This window comes from Ochrobactrum teleogrylli, from assembly GCF_037482325.1.
Lineage (GTDB): Bacteria > Pseudomonadota > Alphaproteobacteria > Rhizobiales > Rhizobiaceae > Brucella > Brucella teleogrylli.
The window spans coordinates 1,396,484-1,418,434 of record NZ_JBBHKQ010000001.1 but is presented as its reverse complement, the minus strand read 5'-3'; the positions used below and the strand labels follow the sequence as shown (position 1 = coordinate 1,418,434).

Here is a 21,951-nt window from a genome sequence, read left to right as displayed (position 1 = left end):
TAAATCACCGACTAACCATGAAGTATGCGTCTTCCGAGACGTAATCAAATAAGGGAATGGTATAGCGTGCCAAGGCGGGAAAGCGTTGTTGCCAGTCCTCGTCAGACAAGTTTCGAAGCCACTGGCAAGTGTTCGTAACTGAACGCGCATAATCGGTAACCGGTATGTATCCGATTTTCTGTGCGGCTTCAGTACTCAAAGTAAACGGAGCAGGAACTGACCAAGGTGTCCAGCCAACGAGCGAGTCCTTACCTGCATCGGCGACATTAATTGGCTTAAGTATCCCTTTCCAATCCATGGCTTTGGCAATGTGAGAGCCGATCTCATGAACGGTCGGAGCAACCGGATCTGCTATATTAAGGATGAGGCTCCCAGTTTGGTTTAAAGCAGCGTTCGTCACCTCGGCTATGTTCAGCGCGGCAGTCGTATGGAAACGGCTTTTCCCATTAAAACAGAGTGAGCGCGACGAACAGCCCACTGCTTTCGGCGTTGACGGGATCGCAATAGCACTTTCTTTCAGAACTTCTGTTTTGCCCGCTTCGGCATAAAGTAGGTTCGGATATTGACGAGTGCTTCGGCGACGTCAGCAGCATCCTGGCGGGTCGCTTTCCGTTTTGTCTCGCCGAGCTTGCGGATGGGCGCAATGATATCGCCAGTCCCGGCATGACCTCGAAGAACCGGCTGCCAAAGCCTCGGCGCGTATCCTGTTGCCAGCAAAAAGCAGAGGTCCCAATCGAACGGATCAAAGGTTTGGTCATCGATCCTGGTGAACCTGGGCCTGTGGTCTTTCGGGGTTTCGGAAAGGTTCGCGGAGATACGGTTATATTCCGCAACGATCGTCTGCACGGCCCGATGTTCGGTTGTTTGCATCGGCAAGTTCAGGGCGTCCTGGCCGGTCAGTTCCGGGATCCACTTGCGTGGGTCGATGAACTTCGGGCCGATGATGAGAGCCGTAAGATAACCATCGAGACCGCTCATTGACCAGATTGGCGATGCCGGACGACGTGCCCTGATAAAGGCTTCGAACGCCTCGTCATCGAGCTTCGGTCGTGCCGTCGTCGCCTGGCTGTTCGGTGTCATGCCGCCCGTCGCTCCTGCTGTGTCATCGCTTCACGCTCAGCCTTCCAGGCCCACGGCAGGAGACTTTCCATTTCGTTGGCTTTCACTTTGCCGGAGATGATGCGCTCCAGCACATCGGCAAGCCAGACCTCGGGGTCCACACCATTCAGTTTACAGGTGTTGACGAGCGATGCGAGGACAGCGAAAGTCTTTCCACCCCGCTCGTTGCCCACGAACAACGAATTCTTCCTCGTCAGGGCCACGGATTTCATTGAACGCTCGACCACATTGGAGTCGACCTCGATCCGGCCATCATCAAGGCAGGCTGTCAACCCGCTCCAATGGTTGAGCGTGTAGCTGACGGCCTTGCCAAGTGCCGATTTCGCCGACACCTCGTCGCGCAGTTCGGTGAGGTGGGCCTTCAGCTCCCTCATGACTGGAGCTGCCTCCCGACGTCTCACGACGAGCCGGGTATCGGCGCTTTCGCCGCGCAGTTTTGCTTCGATCCGATAGATTTCCGCAATCCTGGCAAGGATCGACAAAGCCTCCGAAGAACCCGTCAGCTTGACGACATCAACGAACTTGCGCCGGGCATGGGCAAGGCAGAAGGCTAGCCGCATGGGTGCGACATTGCTCTTGCCCCGACGTTTGACCATGGTTTTATAGGCTTGGTATCCATCGACTTGAAGCACGCCGGTAAACGACGACAATTGTCCCTCGATCTCGCGGGCGCTGCGGCTTTCGGTAAAGATATAGGCCACAGCCGGCGGTGCCGGACCATTCCAGGGACGGTCGTCAACCGCCTGCGCCCATAACTGGCAGACCTTGGTTCGTTTGCGGCCCGGCTCGAGCCGGGGCAACGGCGTCTCGTCACAGAACACTCTCGGCTGCGAGCGGATAAAGGCGGTAAGCGCGTCATAGAGAAGCTCCAGCCACCAGGCGACCCGCATTACCCAGGCGCCAAGCGTGCCGCGATCGATGATGACACCGCAGGAGGCCAGCATTTGCGCCTGACGATTGAGCGGGAGATGCCAGGCAAACTTCGAAACAGCGACATGCGCGGCAAACGCAGTGGTCACCATGCCACCGTCCATCACGCGCGCCGGTGCAGGTGCTTGCACGACGGCACTCTCACAGGCCCGGCATGCATAGCGCGGCCGGATCGTCCGTTTGACCCGGACAACAGCAGGTACGATGTCGAGCGCCTCGCTGACGTCCGTGCCGATGCAATGCAGTTCGAACGAACAGCAAGGGCAAATCTTGCTCTCCGGCTCAATGATCTCTTCATAGCGCGGAAGATGCTTGGGCAAACGGCCGATATTGCGGGCAGGCGATCGCCGTGCCTGTGTTTTGTCTTCATCGGCCGGTGCGGCATCGTCATTGGCTGCAACGGGAATATCGCCTGGATCGCCCAGGTCGAGTGTTGCCTGGGCCGGATCGATGATCGTCATCTTCTCCGATTTCGTCCCGAAGAGCTGGCGCTCAAGGAAGACAATACGCGCTTTGAGGTCGGCATTCTCTTCGTCGAGCGAGAGAATGATCCGGGTCAATTGCGCAGCATCCTGAGGCAAGGGATCGGGTCGAAGCAGCATGACTGACCCTACCATATGAACCTGAATCTTCAAGCAAAACCAATAGGATCAGCCTACTTTTGAGGGTCGTCTCACCGCGTTTCGCTTGACCCGTGTCCAGTCAATGCCCGCCAGTAAAAGTGAGAACTCCTGGGCATTCATCTGCATCGCACCATCGCGGATCGGGGGCCAAACAAACTTTCCGCTTTCCAACCACTTTGTCGCCAGGATCATGCCTGACCCATCCCAGTAAATGCAGCGAAGTCGATCCAGACGCTTGGCGCGGAACACGAACACGTCGCCACAATAGGGATCGGCCGCAAGCGCTGACGCCACCAAAGCCACAAGACCATTCATACCGCGCCGGAAGTCGACAGGTTGCGTCGCCACCATGATCTTCACGCCACTCGGCGAAACTCCGATCACCGGCGACCTCGCAAGGCCGCCACCATCGCTTGCGCCAGTTCAGGTGCTACCGGGCCCATAACCGTCATGCGCGCGCCAGCAATCTCGATCTCAATCCGACCTGCGGCAACGTGGGCGACATCCGACGGCAAGCTTCCGGGAGGCGTTCGATCGCCAACCACCGTCACGGGCACGAACATCGCCTGCTGCGCACTGGACCTCGCAGATCGTTGGGAGGTCAGCCCAGCGTCCCGGCGCCAGACGTTCAGCAAGCCGCGATTGACGCCCCAGCGCCGGGCAACGGCCGAGATGTTAACATCAGGTTCCGCGCTTTCCGCAAGGATCCGCGCCTTCTCCTCGTCTGACCAATTCCGCCGCTGGCGCCGACCGGTGATCACCTCGATCCGACGATACTTTCCCTCATGCCTAGCTTCATGCATGCCTTCATCCATGACTTCAAGCATGGCATCAGCGCGTTCTCCAACCATTCCATTCCGCTCCTATCGATGAAGGAGCTTATCTCGCGGCCTCATTCACAAAAGAAAAGGTGGGTTGTTCGTCGCGCTCACAAAACAGATGGGAATCACCTCACGGCCGTCTAACATGCGCTTCACAAACCACCACTCGCGGGGATGCGAAGAATGCGTGCCGTGAATTGCACCGGGACGTAAAATTATAACAGAACGCCTAGCTTTATCGAGTAGCCGTCTTTCGAGCGCAACCTTTTTTGTCGAGTAATTCGTTGAACCAGGTTCGACAGTTGACTGTTGTTCTGTCATCCCGTCTGGCAAGTCCGGAAAACCATTCTCTCGCGCTTCATCAAGTGTTCTGCCAGACGCATCACGATAAACGCTCGATGACGAGATCACTACAAGCTGCCCAATTGATGACTCCAGTTCGAGCAACTGATTTGCATGTGTTTGGTCGAACGCCACTGTGTCGATCACAGCGTCAGCGCCTTCGCCGATGGCCTGTGCTAAAGCGCCCGGTTGTTCACGATCCAAAAAGATTGCCTTAGCGCCAAAGCTCACGGCTTCATCGGGAATGTTTCCATTACGACTTGCGAAGGTAACGCCCCACCCTTCCTTCAACAATTTCAGGCCAACTACCCGACCGATTTGCCCGGTTCCGCCAATGATAAATGCCTGCTTCGTCATGTGGCCTCCAAGCGCTTGTGGTTTGGCTGAGCCTAACAAGCGCAGCTGGGTTTATAAAGGCAAATGGATGCGGATAATTGGCACCAGAAAATAAAGTTCAAAGCGCCACTGAAAGCCATGGCCATCTAACCTAGTAGTCTGCACATTTGCTGAGAAATTGATCCATTTGAAGGTTATTGGGATTAATGCGGAGAATGCCAGTGCGCATGTCGTCGAACCCATCCGGAGCATAGACTGCACCACTCTCAATGCCGACCCCAAACCGAGTGCAGTTGATCAGGTATCGATCAATTCCGTCTTCAACTCGCGTGAGTTGCGGACAAGGGGAACCGAATCTCTGCTGATACCAGAGATGGACACGAGCTTGGTTCCTGATTTCAACTTTATCTGCAAGATCGCCTAGCAATTCTCTGGCTTTTTGAATCTGAGCGTCTTCTGCTTCCCACGAGAGATCGTCGGCATCGAAGTAGAAAACATCATAATCTTTGATGGCCCAATTTGGTTCATTGCCACTTTTGAGGTTCCATACTGTTTGAAATAAGCAACCCGCAGTCAGAGTAGCTTGAGGCAATTTCATTATGGGAAGAACTTCCAAAAGCCAACGGTTTGTCTCGTTTCTCTTTATCTGTTCGACAAACTGTTGTTCAGAAGATGACATGATTTCATGGTCTCCACGTTCGCGCAATGTTCTGCACGTCAGTCTATGGCCGCGATTGTTAGTCGTTGTAGTTGCGATTTTTTCTGAACAGGGTTGAATCCCGCCTTCCGGTACCGCTGTTGACCCGACATCCTCAAGGAACAGACAATCCGTCGATGAGGTTGGTTGCTCGTTTCAGTGCCGCTTTTGCCACATTTAGTTCTACGGACACTTGGAACGCATTTCTGCGGCTTAAACGCAGAAATGCTTGAAAAACAGCATCGGAATGCTCGGCCAGAACAATCAGTTGCCAACCGCTCGGCGCGCGAGCGCCCGACAACCAATATTTTGCAGTCCGATCACTTGCCCCTGTCCATTTTGTGATTTCTTTAGCCGCTTTGCGACTATCGCCAAGTTCTGATTTTAACGCGATTGACATCTCTTCTAGAAAAATACGCCGCGATTGCTTCAGAACTTCTGTGCCCTTTTTAGGAACCATTGTTCTTACCCTTATAGTGTATAGTCGTTCTTTAATCAGCTATTCCGCCAAGAAAGACGATGATTATTGATTGGAGTCACCAAACAGGTCCCGTCTCAATGCCTCCCGTGTCGGCGGCAGCTTATGTACGTATGTCTACAGACCATCAGCGCTATTCAACCGACAATCAGCTTGCCGTTATTCAATCATATGCCGAGAAGAACAATTATGAAATTGTTCAACTCTATGCTGACGAAGGTAAGAGCGGCCTAAGTCTACGTGGGCGCGACGCATTAACGAGGTTACTTTTCGACATTGAAAATAGTCACGTTCATTACAAGGCTCTCCTTGTATACGACGTTAGCCGCCTCGGACGATTTCAAGATCCTGACGAAGCTGCAGAAATTGAGTTGAAATGCAAACGTGCCGGTGTCTCGGTGCATTATTGCGGAGAGCTATTTTCGAATGACGGCAGTATGGGCTCTTCCATCGTTAAAACACTCAAACGCGCCATGGCTGGCGAGTACAGTCGTGATCTTTCCATCAAAGTTTATAATGGGCAAGTTCGCCTAATCCGATTAGGCTTTCGACAAGGTGGTGCTGCCGGTTACGGCCTGCGACGCATGTTAATCGATCAGTGCGGCAATCAGAAAAGCGAACTTTTGCCAGGTCAGCAGAAGAGCATCGCGACTGATCGGGTCATTCTCGTTCCCGGCCCCCTAGAGGAGCAGAAACGAGTGAGGGATATCTACGATTTATTTGTTAATCAGAAACGGACGGAAGCCGAAATAGCCCATCACTTGAACGAGATGAGCGTCTTGACCGATTTAAATCGCCAATGGACGCGAGGTACCGTTCATCAGGTACTCACTAACGAAAAATACATTGGCAACAATGTTTGGGCAAAGACGTCTTTCAAACTCAAATCCAAACATGCACGAAATCCCCCGGAAGAATGGGTTCGAGCTAACAGCGTCTTTGAACCAATTGTAAACGAGGAACTTTTCCTGAAAGCCACGGGGATTATTCTCGAGCGCTCTGCGCGATTGAGTGACGAGGCAATGTTGGAGAAACTGGCAAAGGTGTTTCACGATACGGGCTATCTTTCTGGATTGATAATAGATGAAGCGGAAGAATGTCCTTCAAGCAGCGCCTTTACTCATCGCTTCGGTAGTCTGCTTCGAGCCTATACATTAGTGGGGTTTGCGCCGGATAAAGATTACAGTTTCATTGAAATTAATAAGGCTTTGCGCGTAAGACATCGCGATCTAATAAGCCAGCTCGTCCAGGGCCTTCAAATTACGGGTGGGACTGTAAACCAGGATCCAGAAACAGATCTACTCACTATCAATGGTGAGTTTACAGTCTCACTTATAATCGCGCGGTGTCTGACTACGCCCAATGGTCACCTTCGATGGAAAGTTCGGCTCGATACAGAAATTCGCCCGGATTTTTCACTCGTCGTTCGTATGGACCAATCGAACTCTGCCGCTCACGATTATTATCTATTGCCAACGATGACGATTGAGCAAGCCGTGGTGCGCCTTTGTGAAGAGAACGGTTTATATTTCGACGCATTTCGCACTGAATCGCTAGACAATTTGTATTCTTTGGCTGCTCGCGTCCCAATTTCGGAGGTTGCATGATGTCTGCTACACCCGCCCAGAAGATCGAGATGATACCCATTTCCAGTATCACGGTCATTAACGCACGCAGTCGAAATCGAAAACAGTTTCGAGAAATCATCGATAATATCGGCCAGATCGGTTTGAAAAGACCTATCACTGTCGCGCGCCGTATGACGTCTGAAGGACCATGCTACGATTTAGTTTGTGGTCAAGGGCGTATCGAAGCCTTTATAGCGCTTGGCCAGACCGAAGTTCCAGCACTTGTAGTTAATGCGAGAACGGAAGACTGTTACATCGCAAGCCTAGTGGAGAACTGTGCAAGGCGTAAACTTCGCGCTGTCGATTTGTTGAAAGACATCGCAGGTATGAGTCGGCGCGGCCATTCTGTTCCGAAGATTGCACAAATGACTGGCCTCACGCCCGAATATATTCATGCAATTATAAGCCTCATCGAAAAAGGGGAAGAACGACTGCTCAATGCTGTAGAGTGCGGACAGATTCCATTCTCCATTGCACTGGAAATTGCATGTGCAGAAAACAACGAGATTCAGTCAGCCTTGCAGACAGCATACGAAAGCAAGCTTCTTCGTGGACGCAAGCTCATACAGGCCAAGAGAATTGTCGAAATGCGTCGCCTTCGAGGTAAAGGCCTAAAGGTTTATGACAGCCGAGCTCGCCCGATGTCATCTGACGCCATTCTCAAGGCATTCGAAGCCGATACGACCAAAAAGAAAATGCTGATCAAGAGAGCTGACGCCGCGAAGAGCAGACTGGCATTCATTATTGCAGCAGTCAAAACGCTTCTTCTCGACAATAGATTAAGGCCAATCTTTGAAGAGGAAGGATTGACAACCATTCCCGAAGTTTTGGCTCGAAAGCTCTAAATCTGGAGAAGGTACATGTCAAATAGTAGTAAAGATGGCTCCGTATCACTAGCTTTCGAAACAACCAGCCTTCGCATTTCACTGGATTCCATTCTTCCCTTGAGGCCTATGACACCAGCCGCGTTACGATCTTCCAAGTATGCTCAAATAGTAGCTTCCATAGGGGAAATCGGCCTAATAGAACCGCCGGTCGTCGTGAGAGACAAGCAGAATACTACCTTATTTCATCTTTTAGACGGCCATTTGCGTTTGGATGTTTTGCGCAAGAGGGGCGACACCGAGGTCGTATGCCTTGTTGCAACCGAAGATGAAGCCTTCACTTACAACAAAAGGATCAGCAAATTGGCGACGATCCAAGAGTACAGAATGATTATGAAGGCTATCGAAAAAGGCGTTTCAGAGGAACGCTTGGCTCGAGCACTGAACGTTAACATCAACAGCATCAGGGCTAAAAAACGATTGCTCGACGGTATCTGTCCTGAGGCTGCCGAGCTGCTAAAAGACAGACACGTACCGTTGAATTCGATGTCTCAAATTAAAAAGCTGAAACCAATGAGGCAAATTGAAGTCGCCGAACTTATGATTGCGATGAACAACTATAGCCAAAGCTATGCGAATTCGCTTGTGATATCGACCCCCGAGAGCATGCTGATCGCCCCCCAAAAAGCAGCTAAAGGGCTAACACTTGAGCAGATTTCCAGAATGGAACGCGAAACGGCAAACTTGGAAAAGGAGTTCAAGATTGCCGAAGAAGACTACGGCAAAGATAACATCGATCTGGTTATTGCCACTGGATATGTAGGTCGATTGCTAGAGAACGTCCGTATTGTCCGGCAACTTGCCCAATACTATCCGGAGATACTGGCGGAGTTTCAACGGATAAGCGAAAATCGAAAGGCTGCATAAAATTTATGTTGAAATGACTATAGATGCTTATGGGCCCAGATAACGCGCACCCGTCGATTCAATACGCTCGCAAGCTTCAATCGCCGCATTCATCATGTTTCTGATTTGGTTCCAATCCGTACGCATGCGAACTCCCTTTTGATTGCGCGGATACTGCACATTTCACAATAACGTGTCTTCGTTGTCGACGTCATAATTGAGGCCCGAAGCGGTCGGGCCGGTGTCGGTGATCGCGTATGCAATGGCAGCCATGGAAATAAACAGTTATCAATGACCGGTTCCTACCCCATCCCGGACCTTTGTAGCCGCTTCCAGCTTTCCCAGTCGTTCGCCTGGATCATTGAATAGCCGACGCACAAGGAAAATGTGTAGAGAAATCGGCGATGTCTTGTTATGGATCTACATTAACATTTTACGGCTGGGGGGAAGACGTGCCGCATCCTAACATTGAAATCCTTCGGTGTCTTGAGACCGTGGTTCAGGCGCTTCAAATCCACAAAACAATGAGTGGCACGAAGCTCAAGAGAACATATGATTTTGACCCAGACCTATTCGATGCCGCAGTTCAGCACGGCTCGGAAAGGAAGGTCTTAAAGTGGGGTGATCGGAATATGTTCACCTTCGTGGCTCCGTACATAATACCAGAAGAAGCTTACTACGACTCCATTGAAGGTGCGTTTCGGGAAATTTGGGAGGCCGAAGGCTACGACAAGTCTCAGTTTTATCTTGAAAACACAGCGCGCCGTGACTCGAAAATCGCGGGACCTTGGACAAGGCCAGACTTCACCATGGTCTCCTACAAGAAGTTTCCTTGGACAATCGGATCGGAATTCGACGTTGTCACGTTTGAGGTGAAGCGGGCCGACACCAGTAATGTGCTGGCAGTTTTTGAAGCAATGTCCCACCGAAGTGCGGCAACACGTTCATACGTAGTATTTCCTCTGGATGAAGTTACATGGACGACTAAAGACCCCGCACAAGCAGTTCGCGTAAAGGACGAGTGCATACGACATGGAATTGGATTAATTCTTGTAGGTGCCGGTCATTCGACCGCTGTACATGCGATCCCGGCAAGGCGGTTTGACATCGATCATCGTAAAAGTAGTGACTTCTTAGCGGCAGTGCTGACCGAGGCTGGTAAGAATCGTATAGCAGAGTGGAAGTAAATGTGAGTGCTCCCTTGACCGCAATGGGCTGGATCTTACCAACTCGTCAAAGGCTCTGACCGACGCAACGGCGTATCGAAGGCCATGGAGGAATTTTGCTTCAGGAAGGGGCACACCCTATTGTAAATCCGCGCAACCTTACATAAATCTATGCTGACTTCAGTATTAGGCTGTAGCTCACGGATCGACGGAAAGATACACCTACAGGTTGTCCGGATGTACGATCTTCGAGAATAACTTTCTCTCAGTTGACGGCTCCATGGTTAAAACCTGGGTTGCAGTTTGCTGAAGTCTCGCAATGGAGGATTCGCGCATGAAGAAAATTCGTAAGCGTCTCGACCTTGCTGTAGTAGCTTTGACAGTGCTAACGCTTTCTTTGGATTGCATAAAGTCTGTGATTGATCTGCTCAGCAAGGTTGTCAACTATGCCCGTCGCGTTCGAAAACTTCCTCTATTCCTTCCAACGCAACGGCAAGCCGGTCTACGCACCTAACGAGTTCTGTGAGAAGCTCGGTCACCAAATTAAGCAACAAGTCAACAAGGCCTACAAGTTTGACAGCTTCATATATCACTTTAAGGACGGCTCACATGTGGTAGCGTTGCATAAGCACCGTGCCAACCATTTTTTCTGCCGTATTGACATCGCTCGGTTTTTCTACAGTATCCAGAGAAACCGCCTAAAGCGGGTCCTAAAAGACATCGGCATCTTCCGGGCCGAATATTACGCCAAGTGGTCAACTGTGAAAAACCCATATGAGGGCGGCGGCTACGTCATCCCTTATGGCTTTGTGCAGTCTCCAATCCTCGCCACCCTCGTGTTGGCGCGCTCGGCTATCGGCAATTACCTGCGCGGCCTCAATCCTTCCGTCACGGTGTCAGTCTATATGGACGATATCTGCCTATCAGGTAATGATGAGCCTGCCCTACGGGAAGCGTTCGAGGGGCTCCTGATGGCGGTTGATGAGGCGGGATTCACACTCAACGACGACAAGACACGCACCACAGCTGAGCAAATCGATATTTTCAATTGCAATCTGGAACATGGCGACACTTCTGTCCTGCAGGGGCGGAAGAATGAATTCTATTCCGTCGTCCGCACCCCCGCTGGTGAAGATTCTTTCGAGCGATATTGCGACATCGTGGAATCTAAGACCTGGCGCGTAGGTGCCAAGAAGAAACGGCGCAAGGCCTATTTCCGTTCAAAGGGCAAGTTACCGAAGGCAACTCCTTCAATGGCTACCTAACTATTCGTGACATCAGACCGAGTACAACCCAATAATGATAGTCTTTTGGCGAATGTATTTTTCGTATTGTCCGAGGATCCACCAACCGAAACCTAATATTGCTGACATTTGTCCACGGCTTCAACTCTTGCATTAAGCACAAGAATTTCTTGCAGATCGCTTATATTTCATATTTTTTTAAACTCGACATCCTGTCTGCGACATTACTCGGAAAATAATGAGATTTAGCTCGTTGAGAAGGAAGCCCACTCAAATATCTTCCATATACATCGGGGTGATAACCTTTTCCGTACTCAGCGACATCGTATAGGCTATAGAGGGTATGGCCCAACGTTCGCGCAGTTTTTCGCACCTCATGTGAAGCTATCGCGCACAATATATGCGTGTGAGCGTGGTCGCCGTACAATTCGTTTGATCGGTCTAACAGTGTTTCTAGTAGTTCCACATCGGTTAGGACTGCGGTAGCAATACATAGTAAATCGCAATGCTGATTTTTGTTTTGAACATACTCCGTAGCAATATACGTTTGGAAATCATTGAGCCCTCTACAGCGGCTCCCCCAGATGCAGTGGAGTTCAATTTTACCATCGTGCGCGCCAAGACGATTGTAAATCGGATCACAAAAGCAGTCGAAATCATGTGCAATCCCCATCAACCGCACACTTCGACCGCCCTCAATGGGAATAAGCTCGTTGGCGAGACGTGTCGCCAAAATAGAAATCACTTCCGTCAACTCTTGTTCATCAGACTGCTCTTTGAGAAGCGAGTTCAGAGCTCTCAGTTCGCTCGCGTTAAGTCCTTCTCTTGATTGTCCTACAATTATCATAAATTTTTCAATCCTTCCGCAATCTGAGTGATCAATGCTATGGCGGTCTGAGGGGGATTATTGATCAGTTCTCTTTCGGCCGCACACCAATTCTCAATCGAAATAACTCCCTGTATTTCATCTTCTTCATTTTGAATATGATACATTATACTCAGCCCATCGGCTGAAAGTGTCAAAACATCATTGTCAAGATTTTTAATTTCGCCAATGATCTCCTGAAGGAAGACTGGAGTTTTTTGAAATGCTTTGATCATACCCCGTGTTTTTTCTTTTGCACGGGATAGAGTTTCCCCCATGAATTCCTCTCGATTTGATTCCATCCAAGCTAAAGTCAGTTGGCCATGCAAAAGGCGTGCATTACGTAGAGAAGGAACGCCCGTCACCAGCGATTTTATTTTCTCCACCCACTCTGTCTCGTCCGGATTCCTCGAAATAATGATGGCTTTGTCGAAAGTATACTTTGACCTACCTGAAATTAAATTATTCCTTACTCCTTCTGATATCGTTACGAGAACCAGTTCAAATTTTTTTCCGTACGCCATCAACCAATCATACTGGTTTTGAAAGTCCTCAAATAGTTTCGCGTCCCACGTTAAACACGAGGTGCTTTTAACTTGTATGAACCTTAAGCGATCCGGAGTTTCGATCATAATATCATCGACAAAGGCAAGACAACCTTGCGTCATGCGAACAGCATTTGGATGATCTGCAACTTCTCCATCGTCGCTCTCAAGAGAAGTATCATAAGCGGAGGCAACGCTCACTATCTCGGCAATACAGTTGAACAGCTCGAACTCATAACCATTTTGATTGGCTTTGCCTCCAGACAGCTTTCGATGTAGCCGATTAAGAGCATCATCACCCAGCTTGGATTCTACCCAATTAAGATCACGCACTTTGTTCCGCCCTCCAGATGACGATGCTGCAAAATCTGCTATAGAACGCTACGTTTAATGAATTACTATTTCCAATTTTGCGGTAGCCACAGAAAGTAATCTACTAAATGGCATCTGAGAACGGGAACCCGACACGATTGTGTACGTATTCAAGACCGCCACTTGCATATAGCGTCCCCGAATACAGCGATCCGAAGTGGCGATTATAAAATTAGTATCTTGCAATCAATTTGAAATGCTGCCATATGCAGCGCCCTGAGCTTAAACGCTCGAGCAAAAGGAAAAATCACCATGATACGCAAACCGACTACCCAGTGGAGCACAAGCAAGGCCTAGTATTGGTGTCGGTTTAATACCCGATGCGCAATTGCATCGGCTTATCCTTGTGTTCCCCAATTGACAGACTTTTGGCCATCCTGGCCACCAAAAGCTTTCAGGGGACAGCTATGAATTTTTCTCGTCAAGTATCTCGAAACATCAGTCTTCAACGTGCCGGTCTCGGATTCACCGCCGAAGCTGACGCTTCACGTGATCTGCTGCAGCTCATTGACCAAGATTGTCACGGCCCGACCAAGGTCGGGGGCTTGGAAATATAAGGCAGCCTCATCCGAAAGTGGCAGCTCTTCCATCAAGTTTTGGAAAGAACCCTGCCCTGGATTTGCAACCCGTCAACCGCATCAAAAAAATGCCAAAACCGCTCGTGGTTCCACCGTTCATGAAGTTACAGTTGTCTTCCATGAAAGTGAACTTGAGCATCGGGTTTCGACATTAATTCAGGCGCGGCGAGACGTTCAGGAACTTCATTCACAGTATCCGGTAATGGGCTACGTCGACGCTGATGGCGTCGGACGAAAGCATATCTTTGACTATTACGTGGTGCTGAAAAGCGGAGTGCGCCTGGCCATTGCAGTTAAGCCGTTCAAGAAAAAGGCGGCCATGCAAGATGTGCTGGAGCGCATTCAACGGGCAGGCATGGAATGCATCGGGACACTGGGTGAGATTGAAACTCGACACCCCGACATCAAGCTCAGACTTCTCACCGAAGTCGAGGCTAACATCGATGCATTTCTGAACGCCATGAACATCCTACGCGCCCGCTCTCATTACAATGAAAACGAGTATCTGGCGCTGGCCAACGAGATCAAGAACTGCCCAGGCCACTTCCGATTTGGGCAATTGTTCAAGAACTGCACGAGCCGTTCAAGCCGCTGGACTGCGGCTTGGTCGCTTATCGACCACGAAATTATCAGGCCCGTGAATCCGGGACAGATCAACGAACTCAGTTGGATGACTGTGGTTCGCTAGACGACGACCAATACAGCTACGTTCAAAAAGGAGGTTAACATGAACAGCTATTTTGCACAGCCAGCCACATTCCAGCGCTCTTTGGTGAACATGCGCAAGGTCGACAGGCTTAGCTATAAGAACGCCCATTGGATTCCAGTTTGCAGAGGCAGCGAGGGATGGCACATCAAGAGGGAAGACGACAGCCACGAAGTCGTTGTCGGCCATCAGGAACTCTATAATGAAATTTCTGCTGGTCGGGCCTCGGTTCGGTATGGATATCAGGAACCAGAGCAACAGAAGCTACGCATTATCTTCGGCGATAAAAAGTTCTCTGATTTCCCTGAGAAGGTTCAGAAGCTGGCTCTCGTTCGTGAAAAGCTGATCAACCGTTATGACGCGGAATTCCCGGAATATGGGCGGAAACGTTGGAACAATGAGAAGCTCCAGCATCTGCTGAATACTTGGCACGCCGAGATCCAGTCAAGCCTTCTCCCAAGCGCCAAGCGCGCAGACAGGCCGATGGAACTCACGTTCTATCGCGCCCCATCGGTCAAGACCTTTTGGAGGGATTACACCAAGTATCACGGATGCGGAGGCGACGCCCTCGGATTGGTTCAACGTCACCATGGTCCTGGAATCTATTATCGTTCCGCTGACCCGGAATCGATTGCTTTCGCTCACAGCGAAGCTCTTCGGTACATGGATAACAGGAAGAAATCGAAGGCACAGGTTTATCAGGATTATCTGGCCAAGCTTTTTGAGATGAATTCGTCACGGGATTCTCAACTCAAAAAGGTTTCGCGCACAAAATTCGAGAGCATCATTGATGGTTTTGATGAGTACGCAAAGGTCGCTGGACGACACGGGGAGGCTTACGCCAAGAGACGGCTTTCTTCCGTAAAGCGGAGCTTCCACTTCGAGGTGCCGGGTGACCGCATCGAGATGGACTTCTGGAATGTGGAATTGATGTCCTTGTTCGTGGAAACGGGGATGTGGTCCCTGTTACCGGAAAGCTACCGTAATCAGATCGGAAGCACTCGCATTTGGTTCGCTGCCGCCATCGACATGTCCACTCGCTATGTGTTGGCTTTTAAGGCGAGCACCAATCCGAATGCGGCCAATGCCGTCGAAGCAATCAGAATGATCATGTCCGACAAAACGCATATTTCCACTGCGTTGGGTTGCGAAACGCCCTGGATTGGACGCCTGCGTCCTCGCCAGATCTATTGCGATAACGGCAAGGAGTTCATCAGCCAGCGGACACAAGAAGTTCTGAGAAATGCACGCATTGCGTTCACCCGTCCACCAGCGGGTGAACCACAAGCCAGACCATCTATCGAACGACTTTTCAAGACCATTGGTCCGATGGTGGCCCACCATTTTGATGGCCGAACCTTCGGTTCTATTCAGGAGAAAGGAGACTACAATCCCGAGGAACGCCTCAGCCTGCAGAGTGACGAGCTGATCAAATTCTTCCTCTACGCGATCTGCGATATCTACCACAACACGAAGCATGCAGGACTCGCGGGAGGAACTCCGCACAATGCTTGGGTGAAGGCGACATCCCAATATCCAATCGACGTTGCGCCCGACGAAGAAGAAATGCTTCACATCTTCGGGGAGAAGGTTTCGCGACGGATTTCGTCCTATGGCGTGTCTTTCATGGGCATTCCTTATTCGAACGATGCGCTAACGCGCCTTCGCCTGAAACATGGTCAGACGGATTTTGAGATCAAGTACGATCCAGCGAATCTGCGTTCCATTGCCGTCTATGCAGGCAAGGATAAGGGCTGGTTCGCAGTCGAAAACCAAATCGGACTGGACGATAACGTTTCGCTTGAGGAATGGATCGTAGCACGGCAGCAGCTTCGTCTGGCTAATGCCAAGGAAAGCGAGTCTGGTCTCGCCGCTATGTACCGAGCGATCAATAAATTGCGGACCTCCGGTGACGCCGCGATGATCAGGGCAAAGCTGGGTGCACGGTCATTGGATAGCAATGCACTGGCAAGGCTCGAAGCCGAACTGTGCGGCAGTTGGATCGCAAAGCCGGATGACCAGATGCAGGGACTTGAAGCGCTCGCTTCTCTTCCGGGGGATCTGAAGCTCGCGGATGAATCGGCGTTCGTGGAGTACCAAACGGTCCAGAAGAAAGAGATCGCAGCTGCAAAACGGGCTGCGAAAAGCGAGCGGCTGGAAACCAGAGCGAACAATACAGATACCGACCTTCAAACAGAAACCTCTGTTTCAAGGAGCGGCTATTACGACGAATTTTAAGAAGGGCGGGACCAATGAACACTGACGAATTGAAAGAACTCAAAAGACATATCTACGGCACATATCTTGAAAGTCCGCGCGACAGAAAATTGCGCAATATGCTGCAAGGAATGGTTGATAACGTTGATGATCACCTGAACGGTGGCGGCGGTTCTCGGCAGACTGCATTATTTGTAATTGGTGAATCCGGGAGCGGCAAATCCCATTCATTGAAACACCACTGTGGTCGCATCGAAGAGTTTCAGCCGCGAGAAAATGAGTTTGGCGAAACCATCACGCCTTTTCTCAGTATCGAGGCATCAAGCTCATCAACCATGAAGGGGTTTGCGATCACGCTGTTGTCAGCGATGGGGCTTCCAGCAAACTCCAAGCAGACTGAGACCCAGCTGTTTTCGGCTGTAAAAACTCAGTTGAAAGCGAGAGGTATTCTCTATCTGCACGTCGATGAGGCTCAACACCTCATTCGTCACGATAGTCAGAAGGTGATTACCGAAGTCCAGGACGGGCTGAAGAGCCTTATGCAGATTCCTGACTGGCCTTTGCATACGATCTTTTCGGGTGTGCCGGATCTTGCCAAATTGCTGACAAATGATCTCCAGCTCGCGAACCGTAGCAAGGTCATCCGCTATGTTGAGCAGAGCCCTACTGATGATCAGCAATTCATCAACGATGCCATGACCAAAATTGCCGAACAGATGTGTGGCCTGAAGATCGCGGATGAACTGCGAGAAGCCGACTTTGTGGGACGACTGTGTCACTCGGCTCAAGGCGGGCTAGGCAAGATTGTTGAAACTATCCGTGCCGCTTGCATCCTGACCGTTAAAAACGACAGGACGGCGCTCGAAAATCGTGCGTTCGCATTCGTCTATCAAGAATCGAGCGGTTGCCTGCCCGAACACAATATCTTCTCAGCCGCACGTTGGTCAGAAATCTCGCCTGAACATGTGCTCGCCGATCTGTCTGCATCCACCGAACCCAAGAAAAAAGGAAGGACCAAGAAATGACATTGCCGGTTACCCTGCCCTTCCATGAAGACGAAAGTCCGATCAGCCTCGTGTCGCGTCTGGCGCGCGCGAATAGCTATGATTCCTTGCAATCATTGCTCGGTTTCACACACACGAGCCGAGAAGCTATTGTTCGTGGAGATCATGACGCGCTTGCGGAAATCTCGGAGCTTTCAGGGATTTCCATTGAACGCCTATCGAACGCAAGCATCGTCCATCAGCATCCAGGTTCCAACTGGAAGCTTGGCCACGCTATTTTCAATAAAGAGATGCGTCCGGGAAAGATGCTCCGATACTGTCCGCATTGCGTTCTTGACGACATTGATCGGCAACCAGGTCGCTCCATCGCCAAGCCCTATGCACGCTCGTGGTGGAGTTGTCGCGGTATCGAAGGTTGTCCAGAGCATGGGCGTAAGTTGGTCGAGCACCTCGTAACCTCTTTTGACCAGCGCGACGACTTTGCCACGTTCGTCAAGCAAAATGTCCAGACACTCCGCAATCAGGCGTGCACTGATCAGCAAAGCTCAGCACCCTTCATGGATCGGTTTCTGCGTGACCGCATTTTCAAACGCGCCGAAGGCGACGATCTGGTCGACACATTGGATGTCCATATCGTTGCTGAGCTTTCAGGGTACTTGGGTACATTCATTGCGATTCATAAGCTGACTGACTTTCAGGACGAGGCGACGGACCAGCGTGAATGGGGATTTAGGCTACTCTGCAAAGGGCAGGCAGAACTGGAGCGCATTATTATTGAAACCATCGAGCAGAAAAGGCCGATGGTGCGTTTCGTCGAGCAATTCTTTGGTCCGCTTATCGATTGGCTTCGCCGCAATAAACTGAAGCCAGCATACCAGCCTCTTGTGTCGTTGTTCCAGGACATTGCCGAAAAGAACATGCCATTTGGTCCAGGCTTGACCTTTATCAATCGCGTCGAGCACCGCTATGTCTATTGCGTGAACTCTGCGCACACAGACTTCGGCATTCATAAAAAGCGCATCAAGACCCTGCTTGCGTCGCATGGACTAACCGACCGCGTCAATCTGCATGACTCGGCGATCTATTTTGATGCTGAGAAGGCTCGTCCTATTTTAGAAGCCGCTCTCGAAACCCTTACATCTACGGCTGCCGCAGCAATTCTCGGCGTGGATGAAGAACAGTTCCGAACACTGGTGAAAGTCGGGTTTGTAGGCCAGGTTGAAGAACGAGAGAACGAAAGGGGATATTTGCGTATTCCTCAAGCGGAATTGGACAGCTTTCAATCCGCGTTGCTCGCAAACGCGGAATCGGTCGAACATGACGAAGGCGAGTGGGGTTCGCTAATGGAACTCGCCCACGCTTTTACGATGGCTTTTGAAAACATTCTCCAACTGATTATCAAGGGTTCTGTAGATGCTCGTGTCATTACTGGCCCAGGCGGCCTGCTTACGAGGCTACGCGTGAGTAAGCTCGAAGTTCAACGTGTTCGACTCCAGAGCCTATCTGACATGCAAGAAAATTTCGTAACTTTCGAGCAGGCTCTCGACTTACTCGGTACATCGGATGTCACGCTATCGCAGCTTCTCAGGCGAGGTTACATCAAGGAGAAGGATTACAAGCGGTCATCAAAAATGGCTCGATTGATTAACGAGGACTCGCTTCAAGAATTCAAATCCAAGTTCATTTCTCTTGTAGATTTCTGTCAGAAGGTCGGCGTGAACCGAGTTGGGATGAAGAAGCGATTAGCAGATCTCGGCGTCTCGCCACTTTTCGACGATAATAAATTCGTGGCTAGTTATTACAATTTGTCCGATCTTGAAAAGCGAGGAGCCTTCGCTTTGGGACGATGAGAAAATCAATTCCGAAACCTTACGAAGCCCGCTAAGCGGGCTTTTTTTGTATCTTCCCTTTAAAACGGACAAATCAAACGCAACGAAATGACCATACCTTTTTGAAGGTACGCTAAAAAGACCAATAAAATCAACGATGATGCCGTCAAACAAGACAAACCAAGGCGGACTCTACAGTGGACGGCCATATTGGCCTTTGTCGGCGGAACCGACGCAGTATGGCAGAATCCTTTCGCCGAACCAAAAACTCGCCCGCAAGAATCAACACTATAAAAAGCAATCTCTGATATAAAATTGCCAGCGCTCCTTTGCTATTTCGCGAAATAATAAATTACTTCAATAATAAGCTACCTTCATAAAAGGCACATTTTAAAAATTGGGAGAAGTTCAATGCATAATCCAAACAACACCGTAAGCAAGCAATCAATTGCATTTGAAGATGTATTGAAGGGACTCTCTTCAACACTCAGCTTTATTGATTTTCTTTATGTTTATGACTGCAACAATAAGAAGAAATAATATTATCTCTGCTAAGAACGCCCGTTACTAACTTCTGGATGGAGATTAGGGGGTAGTTCACTCCCTAATTTTCCCGCTGGAAAGATAACTCTCATGACGAAACACTTTGAAACTCCGGTTATCTTTTCGCTGCCTCACCAGGCCGCAAGCGACTTTTGTGAGCACTATCTCACCAAGAGCGGCATCATGATTTCGCTCGCGGATTTGCGTGACAAGGAACTCGCGGCGGATCTGGCCGACCAGGCCGCTCATGTCTTCGCAAACTTGCTCAAAGATTTGCAGTATCAGTTGGATTGCCCGGAAATCGGGATCGTCGCGGTCGATATACCGTCCATCCTTGACGATGCGACATTGGATGCCATTGCGGGTGCGCTGCTGGCCGTTTCACTCACCCAGGCGCTTATGCCGACGTTAACCGACGGAAGAAACCAGACGCCGTTTTCCGTCTTCACCACTTCCGCAGACAGTCTCGAAAGACTTGAACGCGCCGGATTACAGGATCTAACGCCAACGAACCGATTGGAGTTTCATTCCGACAGTGCACTTACCGGCACAGAGGTGGCCGTTCCCGACTACATATCCGTCTATAACATTGCCATTAATTTCGAAGAACGCGGCTACTTTCATTGGGTCCCGACCTGCAAACTCGATGGTCTGGCAGCGCTTGTGGACAGAATAGGCTTATCGGATGCGTATTATTTCAAGCTCAATCCGACTGTCTATGAAGACGGGCAAAATGACGTGATGGTCATAGAACATCGCGTCAAGGCAACCATTTTCAGCCGTGACCAGAACGGCTCGATTACAACTTATATGAGCGGCCAGTTTGACGGGAAGGTGGGCGAGGAACGCACCCAATCCCATGACGTCGTCACCGACATGGTGAATGCCATATCAGAAAACAAATTTCGCTATTCCATCCCGCAGGAAAGCCGCAGGTTGCTTATAATGAATAACGCAAACGGCTTTCACGCCCGCGACGCTCTTGAAAAGCCCCTGCCCGGCGTTGCCGTGAACCGGGTCTATCTTCGCTGCACGTCTGTAGCGGGCAAAGTTGTCGGCGAAATTGTGGGAGAATAGGCCCGATCCGACGCAGACGGGTGTTTATTGGCTCAACAAAGCCTGCATCCGGTCCTGATTGCGCAACCCCACTTCCCGAACGATCTCGGCGATCTGCGAGAGTTGCGACGACAGCGGGTTACTTTTGCGCCAGACCAGACCGATGGTTCGCGACGGGCGCGGTTCTGCAAGGCGGAACATGCAGACATTCGCGGCGAGTGTTTCCGTATAGACCGCCATCTCCGGCACAAGCGTAATGCCGATGCCAGCGCCCACCATCTGCACAAGCGTGGACAGTGAACTGCCTTCCATCAATTCACGCGGCGGCGCATTCGCAATATTGCAGAAGGATAGCGCCTGATCGCGAAAACAATGCCCTTCTTCCAGCAGGAGAAGCCGCATTTCATGCAGTTTTTCGGCGCTTGGAACCGGCTTGCCCGCATCTTCCAGCGGGCGCATCAGCACGAATTCCTCTTCAAAGAGAGGCACTTCCTGCAAGGCAGGCTCGGAAATCGGCAAGGCGACAATCGCCGCGTCCAGTCTGGCTTCCAAAAGGTCTTCGATCAGTTTCTGGGTGATGGCCTCACGCGGACGTGGTTCCAGCCCCGGATAACGCTGGGTGAGCGTCTTGATCACTTCCGGCAGAAGATAGGGCGCAACCGTCGGGATCACGCCGAGACGCAGGCGCCCCGTGAACGGGCCATGCGCTGCCCGCGCCAGCTCTTCCAGTTCGTCGACCGAACGCAGAATGCCGCGCACCCTCTCCGCGAATTCCTCACCGAGCCCGGTCAGGCGGATTTGTCTGCCACCACGCTCCACCAGAGGCGCGCCGATCAGGTCTTCCAGTTCCTTGATCTGCAAGGATAAGGCGGGTTGAGAGATGGAGCAGGCCGCTGCCGCGCGCCCGAAATGGCTCAATCGCGCCAGCGAGTCGAAATAGCGAAGGTGTTTCATGGAGAGGCCAATCATAAGCTGAGCATATCGCAGCCTTTAGAATATACAATTGGAATTTATCGGAAGCATTGATTACCGTACCAAAACTGACTGTGGCCCGGAGTGTCCGCATTCATAAAGCGGACGCTTTGGCATGCCAGTGTCAGCCGCTCGTTCAATTTAGCGAAA

21 protein-coding genes are annotated in these 21,951 nt (G+C 50.7%); 10 read left to right on the top strand and 11 right to left on the bottom strand.

Going from position 1 to position 21,951, the window contains the following annotated elements; translation table 11 throughout:
* Positions 1-4 precede the first annotated feature (4 nt).
* From WIX40_RS06535 to WIX40_RS06500, 8 genes are all read right to left on the bottom strand, one after another.
* The gene (locus tag WIX40_RS06535; RefSeq protein ID WP_339439338.1) at positions 5-400 is read right to left on the bottom strand and encodes an NAD-dependent epimerase/dehydratase family protein; all 396 of its coding nucleotides are present in this window, start codon (positions 398-400) and stop codon (positions 5-7) included.
* Positions 401-516: 116 nt separating this feature from the next.
* The gene (locus WIX40_RS06530; RefSeq protein ID WP_112591117.1) at positions 517-1,080 is read right to left on the bottom strand and encodes a UPF0149 family protein; all 564 of its coding nucleotides are present in this window, start codon (positions 1,078-1,080) and stop codon (positions 517-519) included.
* On the bottom strand, positions 1,077-2,651 hold the full coding sequence (gene tnpC, locus WIX40_RS06525) for an IS66 family transposase (RefSeq protein WP_043062543.1): 1,575 nt from the start codon (positions 2,649-2,651) through the stop codon (positions 1,077-1,079). The genes WIX40_RS06530 and tnpC overlap by 4 nt, the downstream gene beginning before the upstream one ends.
* A gap of 48 nt (positions 2,652-2,699) precedes the next feature.
* On the bottom strand, positions 2,700-3,056 hold the full coding sequence (gene tnpB / locus WIX40_RS06520; protein ID WP_043062544.1) for an IS66 family insertion sequence element accessory protein TnpB: 357 nt from the start codon (positions 3,054-3,056) through the stop codon (positions 2,700-2,702).
* Entirely contained in the window at positions 3,053-3,523 is a 471-nt protein-coding gene (gene tnpA / locus WIX40_RS06515) for an IS66-like element accessory protein TnpA (RefSeq protein ID WP_043062545.1), read from the bottom strand. The genes tnpB and tnpA overlap by 4 nt, the downstream gene beginning before the upstream one ends.
* A gap of 45 nt (positions 3,524-3,568) precedes the next feature.
* Positions 3,569-4,192: an NAD-dependent epimerase/dehydratase family protein gene (locus tag WIX40_RS06510; RefSeq protein WP_339439325.1), complete on the bottom strand. Its 624-nt coding sequence runs from the start codon at positions 4,190-4,192 to the stop codon at positions 3,569-3,571.
* A 130-nt stretch (positions 4,193-4,322) separates the two neighbouring features.
* The gene (locus tag WIX40_RS06505; protein ID WP_339439323.1) at positions 4,323-4,850 is read right to left on the bottom strand and encodes a nucleotidyltransferase family protein; all 528 of its coding nucleotides are present in this window, start codon (positions 4,848-4,850) and stop codon (positions 4,323-4,325) included.
* A 133-nt stretch (positions 4,851-4,983) separates the two neighbouring features.
* Positions 4,984-5,328, bottom strand: coding sequence for a hypothetical protein (locus WIX40_RS06500; RefSeq protein WP_339439321.1), 345 nt, complete (start codon positions 5,326-5,328; stop codon positions 4,984-4,986).
* Between the two features lie 59 nt (positions 5,329-5,387).
* Here WIX40_RS06500 and WIX40_RS06495 point away from each other — a divergent pair, with 59 nt between their 5' ends.
* The 5 genes from WIX40_RS06495 to WIX40_RS06475 all read left to right on the top strand — a co-directional run bounded on the left by WIX40_RS06495 (position 5,388) and on the right by WIX40_RS06475 (position 11,135).
* Entirely contained in the window at positions 5,388-6,953 is a 1,566-nt protein-coding gene (locus tag WIX40_RS06495) for a recombinase family protein (RefSeq protein WP_339439319.1), read from the top strand.
* A complete protein-coding gene (locus WIX40_RS06490; protein WP_339439317.1) occupies positions 6,950-7,819 on the top strand; it encodes a ParB/RepB/Spo0J family partition protein in 870 nt (289 codons plus the stop codon). Before WIX40_RS06495 ends, WIX40_RS06490 begins: the two co-directional genes overlap by 4 nt.
* A gap of 15 nt (positions 7,820-7,834) precedes the next feature.
* Positions 7,835-8,725, top strand: coding sequence for a plasmid partitioning protein RepB C-terminal domain-containing protein (locus WIX40_RS06485; protein ID WP_339439315.1), 891 nt, complete (start codon positions 7,835-7,837; stop codon positions 8,723-8,725).
* A gap of 383 nt (positions 8,726-9,108) precedes the next feature.
* Entirely contained in the window at positions 9,109-9,891 is a 783-nt protein-coding gene (locus WIX40_RS06480) for a hypothetical protein (RefSeq protein ID WP_025200284.1), read from the top strand.
* 425 nt (positions 9,892-10,316) lie between these two features.
* Complete coding sequence (locus tag WIX40_RS06475; RefSeq protein WP_339439309.1) at positions 10,317-11,135, top strand: reverse transcriptase domain-containing protein; 819 nt, start codon at positions 10,317-10,319, stop codon at positions 11,133-11,135.
* Between the two features lie 160 nt (positions 11,136-11,295).
* Here the strand turns inward: WIX40_RS06475 and WIX40_RS06470 are convergent, their stop codons facing one another.
* Together WIX40_RS06470 and WIX40_RS06465 are read right to left on the bottom strand one after the other, a co-directional pair.
* Positions 11,296-11,961 carry a hypothetical protein gene (locus WIX40_RS06470; RefSeq protein WP_339439308.1) on the bottom strand — a complete coding sequence of 222 codons (666 nt, stop codon included), beginning with the start codon at positions 11,959-11,961 and terminating at the stop codon, positions 11,296-11,298.
* Complete coding sequence (locus WIX40_RS06465; protein WP_339439306.1) at positions 11,958-12,857, bottom strand: hypothetical protein; 900 nt, start codon at positions 12,855-12,857, stop codon at positions 11,958-11,960. The genes WIX40_RS06470 and WIX40_RS06465 overlap by 4 nt, the downstream gene beginning before the upstream one ends.
* A gap of 546 nt (positions 12,858-13,403) precedes the next feature.
* On the opposite strand from WIX40_RS06465, the gene WIX40_RS06460 reads away from it, so the two are divergent.
* The 5 genes from WIX40_RS06460 to WIX40_RS06440 all read left to right on the top strand — a co-directional run bounded on the left by WIX40_RS06460 (position 13,404) and on the right by WIX40_RS06440 (position 20,850).
* On the top strand, positions 13,404-14,162 hold the full coding sequence (locus tag WIX40_RS06460; RefSeq protein WP_339439304.1) for a hypothetical protein: 759 nt from the start codon (positions 13,404-13,406) through the stop codon (positions 14,160-14,162).
* A 39-nt stretch (positions 14,163-14,201) separates the two neighbouring features.
* Positions 14,202-16,418 carry a TnsB C-terminal domain-containing protein gene (locus tag WIX40_RS06455; RefSeq protein WP_339439302.1) on the top strand — a complete coding sequence of 739 codons (2,217 nt, stop codon included), beginning with the start codon at positions 14,202-14,204 and terminating at the stop codon, positions 16,416-16,418.
* A 14-nt stretch (positions 16,419-16,432) separates the two neighbouring features.
* Positions 16,433-17,422, top strand: a complete 990-nt coding sequence (locus WIX40_RS06450) for an ATP-binding protein (protein ID WP_339439300.1) — start codon at positions 16,433-16,435, stop codon at positions 17,420-17,422.
* Positions 17,419-19,251, top strand: a complete 1,833-nt coding sequence (locus WIX40_RS06445) for a TniQ family protein (RefSeq protein ID WP_339439298.1) — start codon at positions 17,419-17,421, stop codon at positions 19,249-19,251. Before WIX40_RS06450 ends, WIX40_RS06445 begins: the two co-directional genes overlap by 4 nt.
* A 612-nt stretch (positions 19,252-19,863) precedes the next feature.
* Positions 19,864-20,850, top strand: a complete 987-nt coding sequence (locus WIX40_RS06440) for a hypothetical protein (protein ID WP_339439296.1) — start codon at positions 19,864-19,866, stop codon at positions 20,848-20,850.
* A gap of 24 nt (positions 20,851-20,874) precedes the next feature.
* Here WIX40_RS06440 and WIX40_RS06435 read toward each other — a convergent pair whose 3' ends face one another.
* The gene (locus WIX40_RS06435; protein WP_109366999.1) at positions 20,875-21,798 is read right to left on the bottom strand and encodes a hydrogen peroxide-inducible genes activator; all 924 of its coding nucleotides are present in this window, start codon (positions 21,796-21,798) and stop codon (positions 20,875-20,877) included.
* Positions 21,799-21,951: the final 153 nt, after the last annotated feature.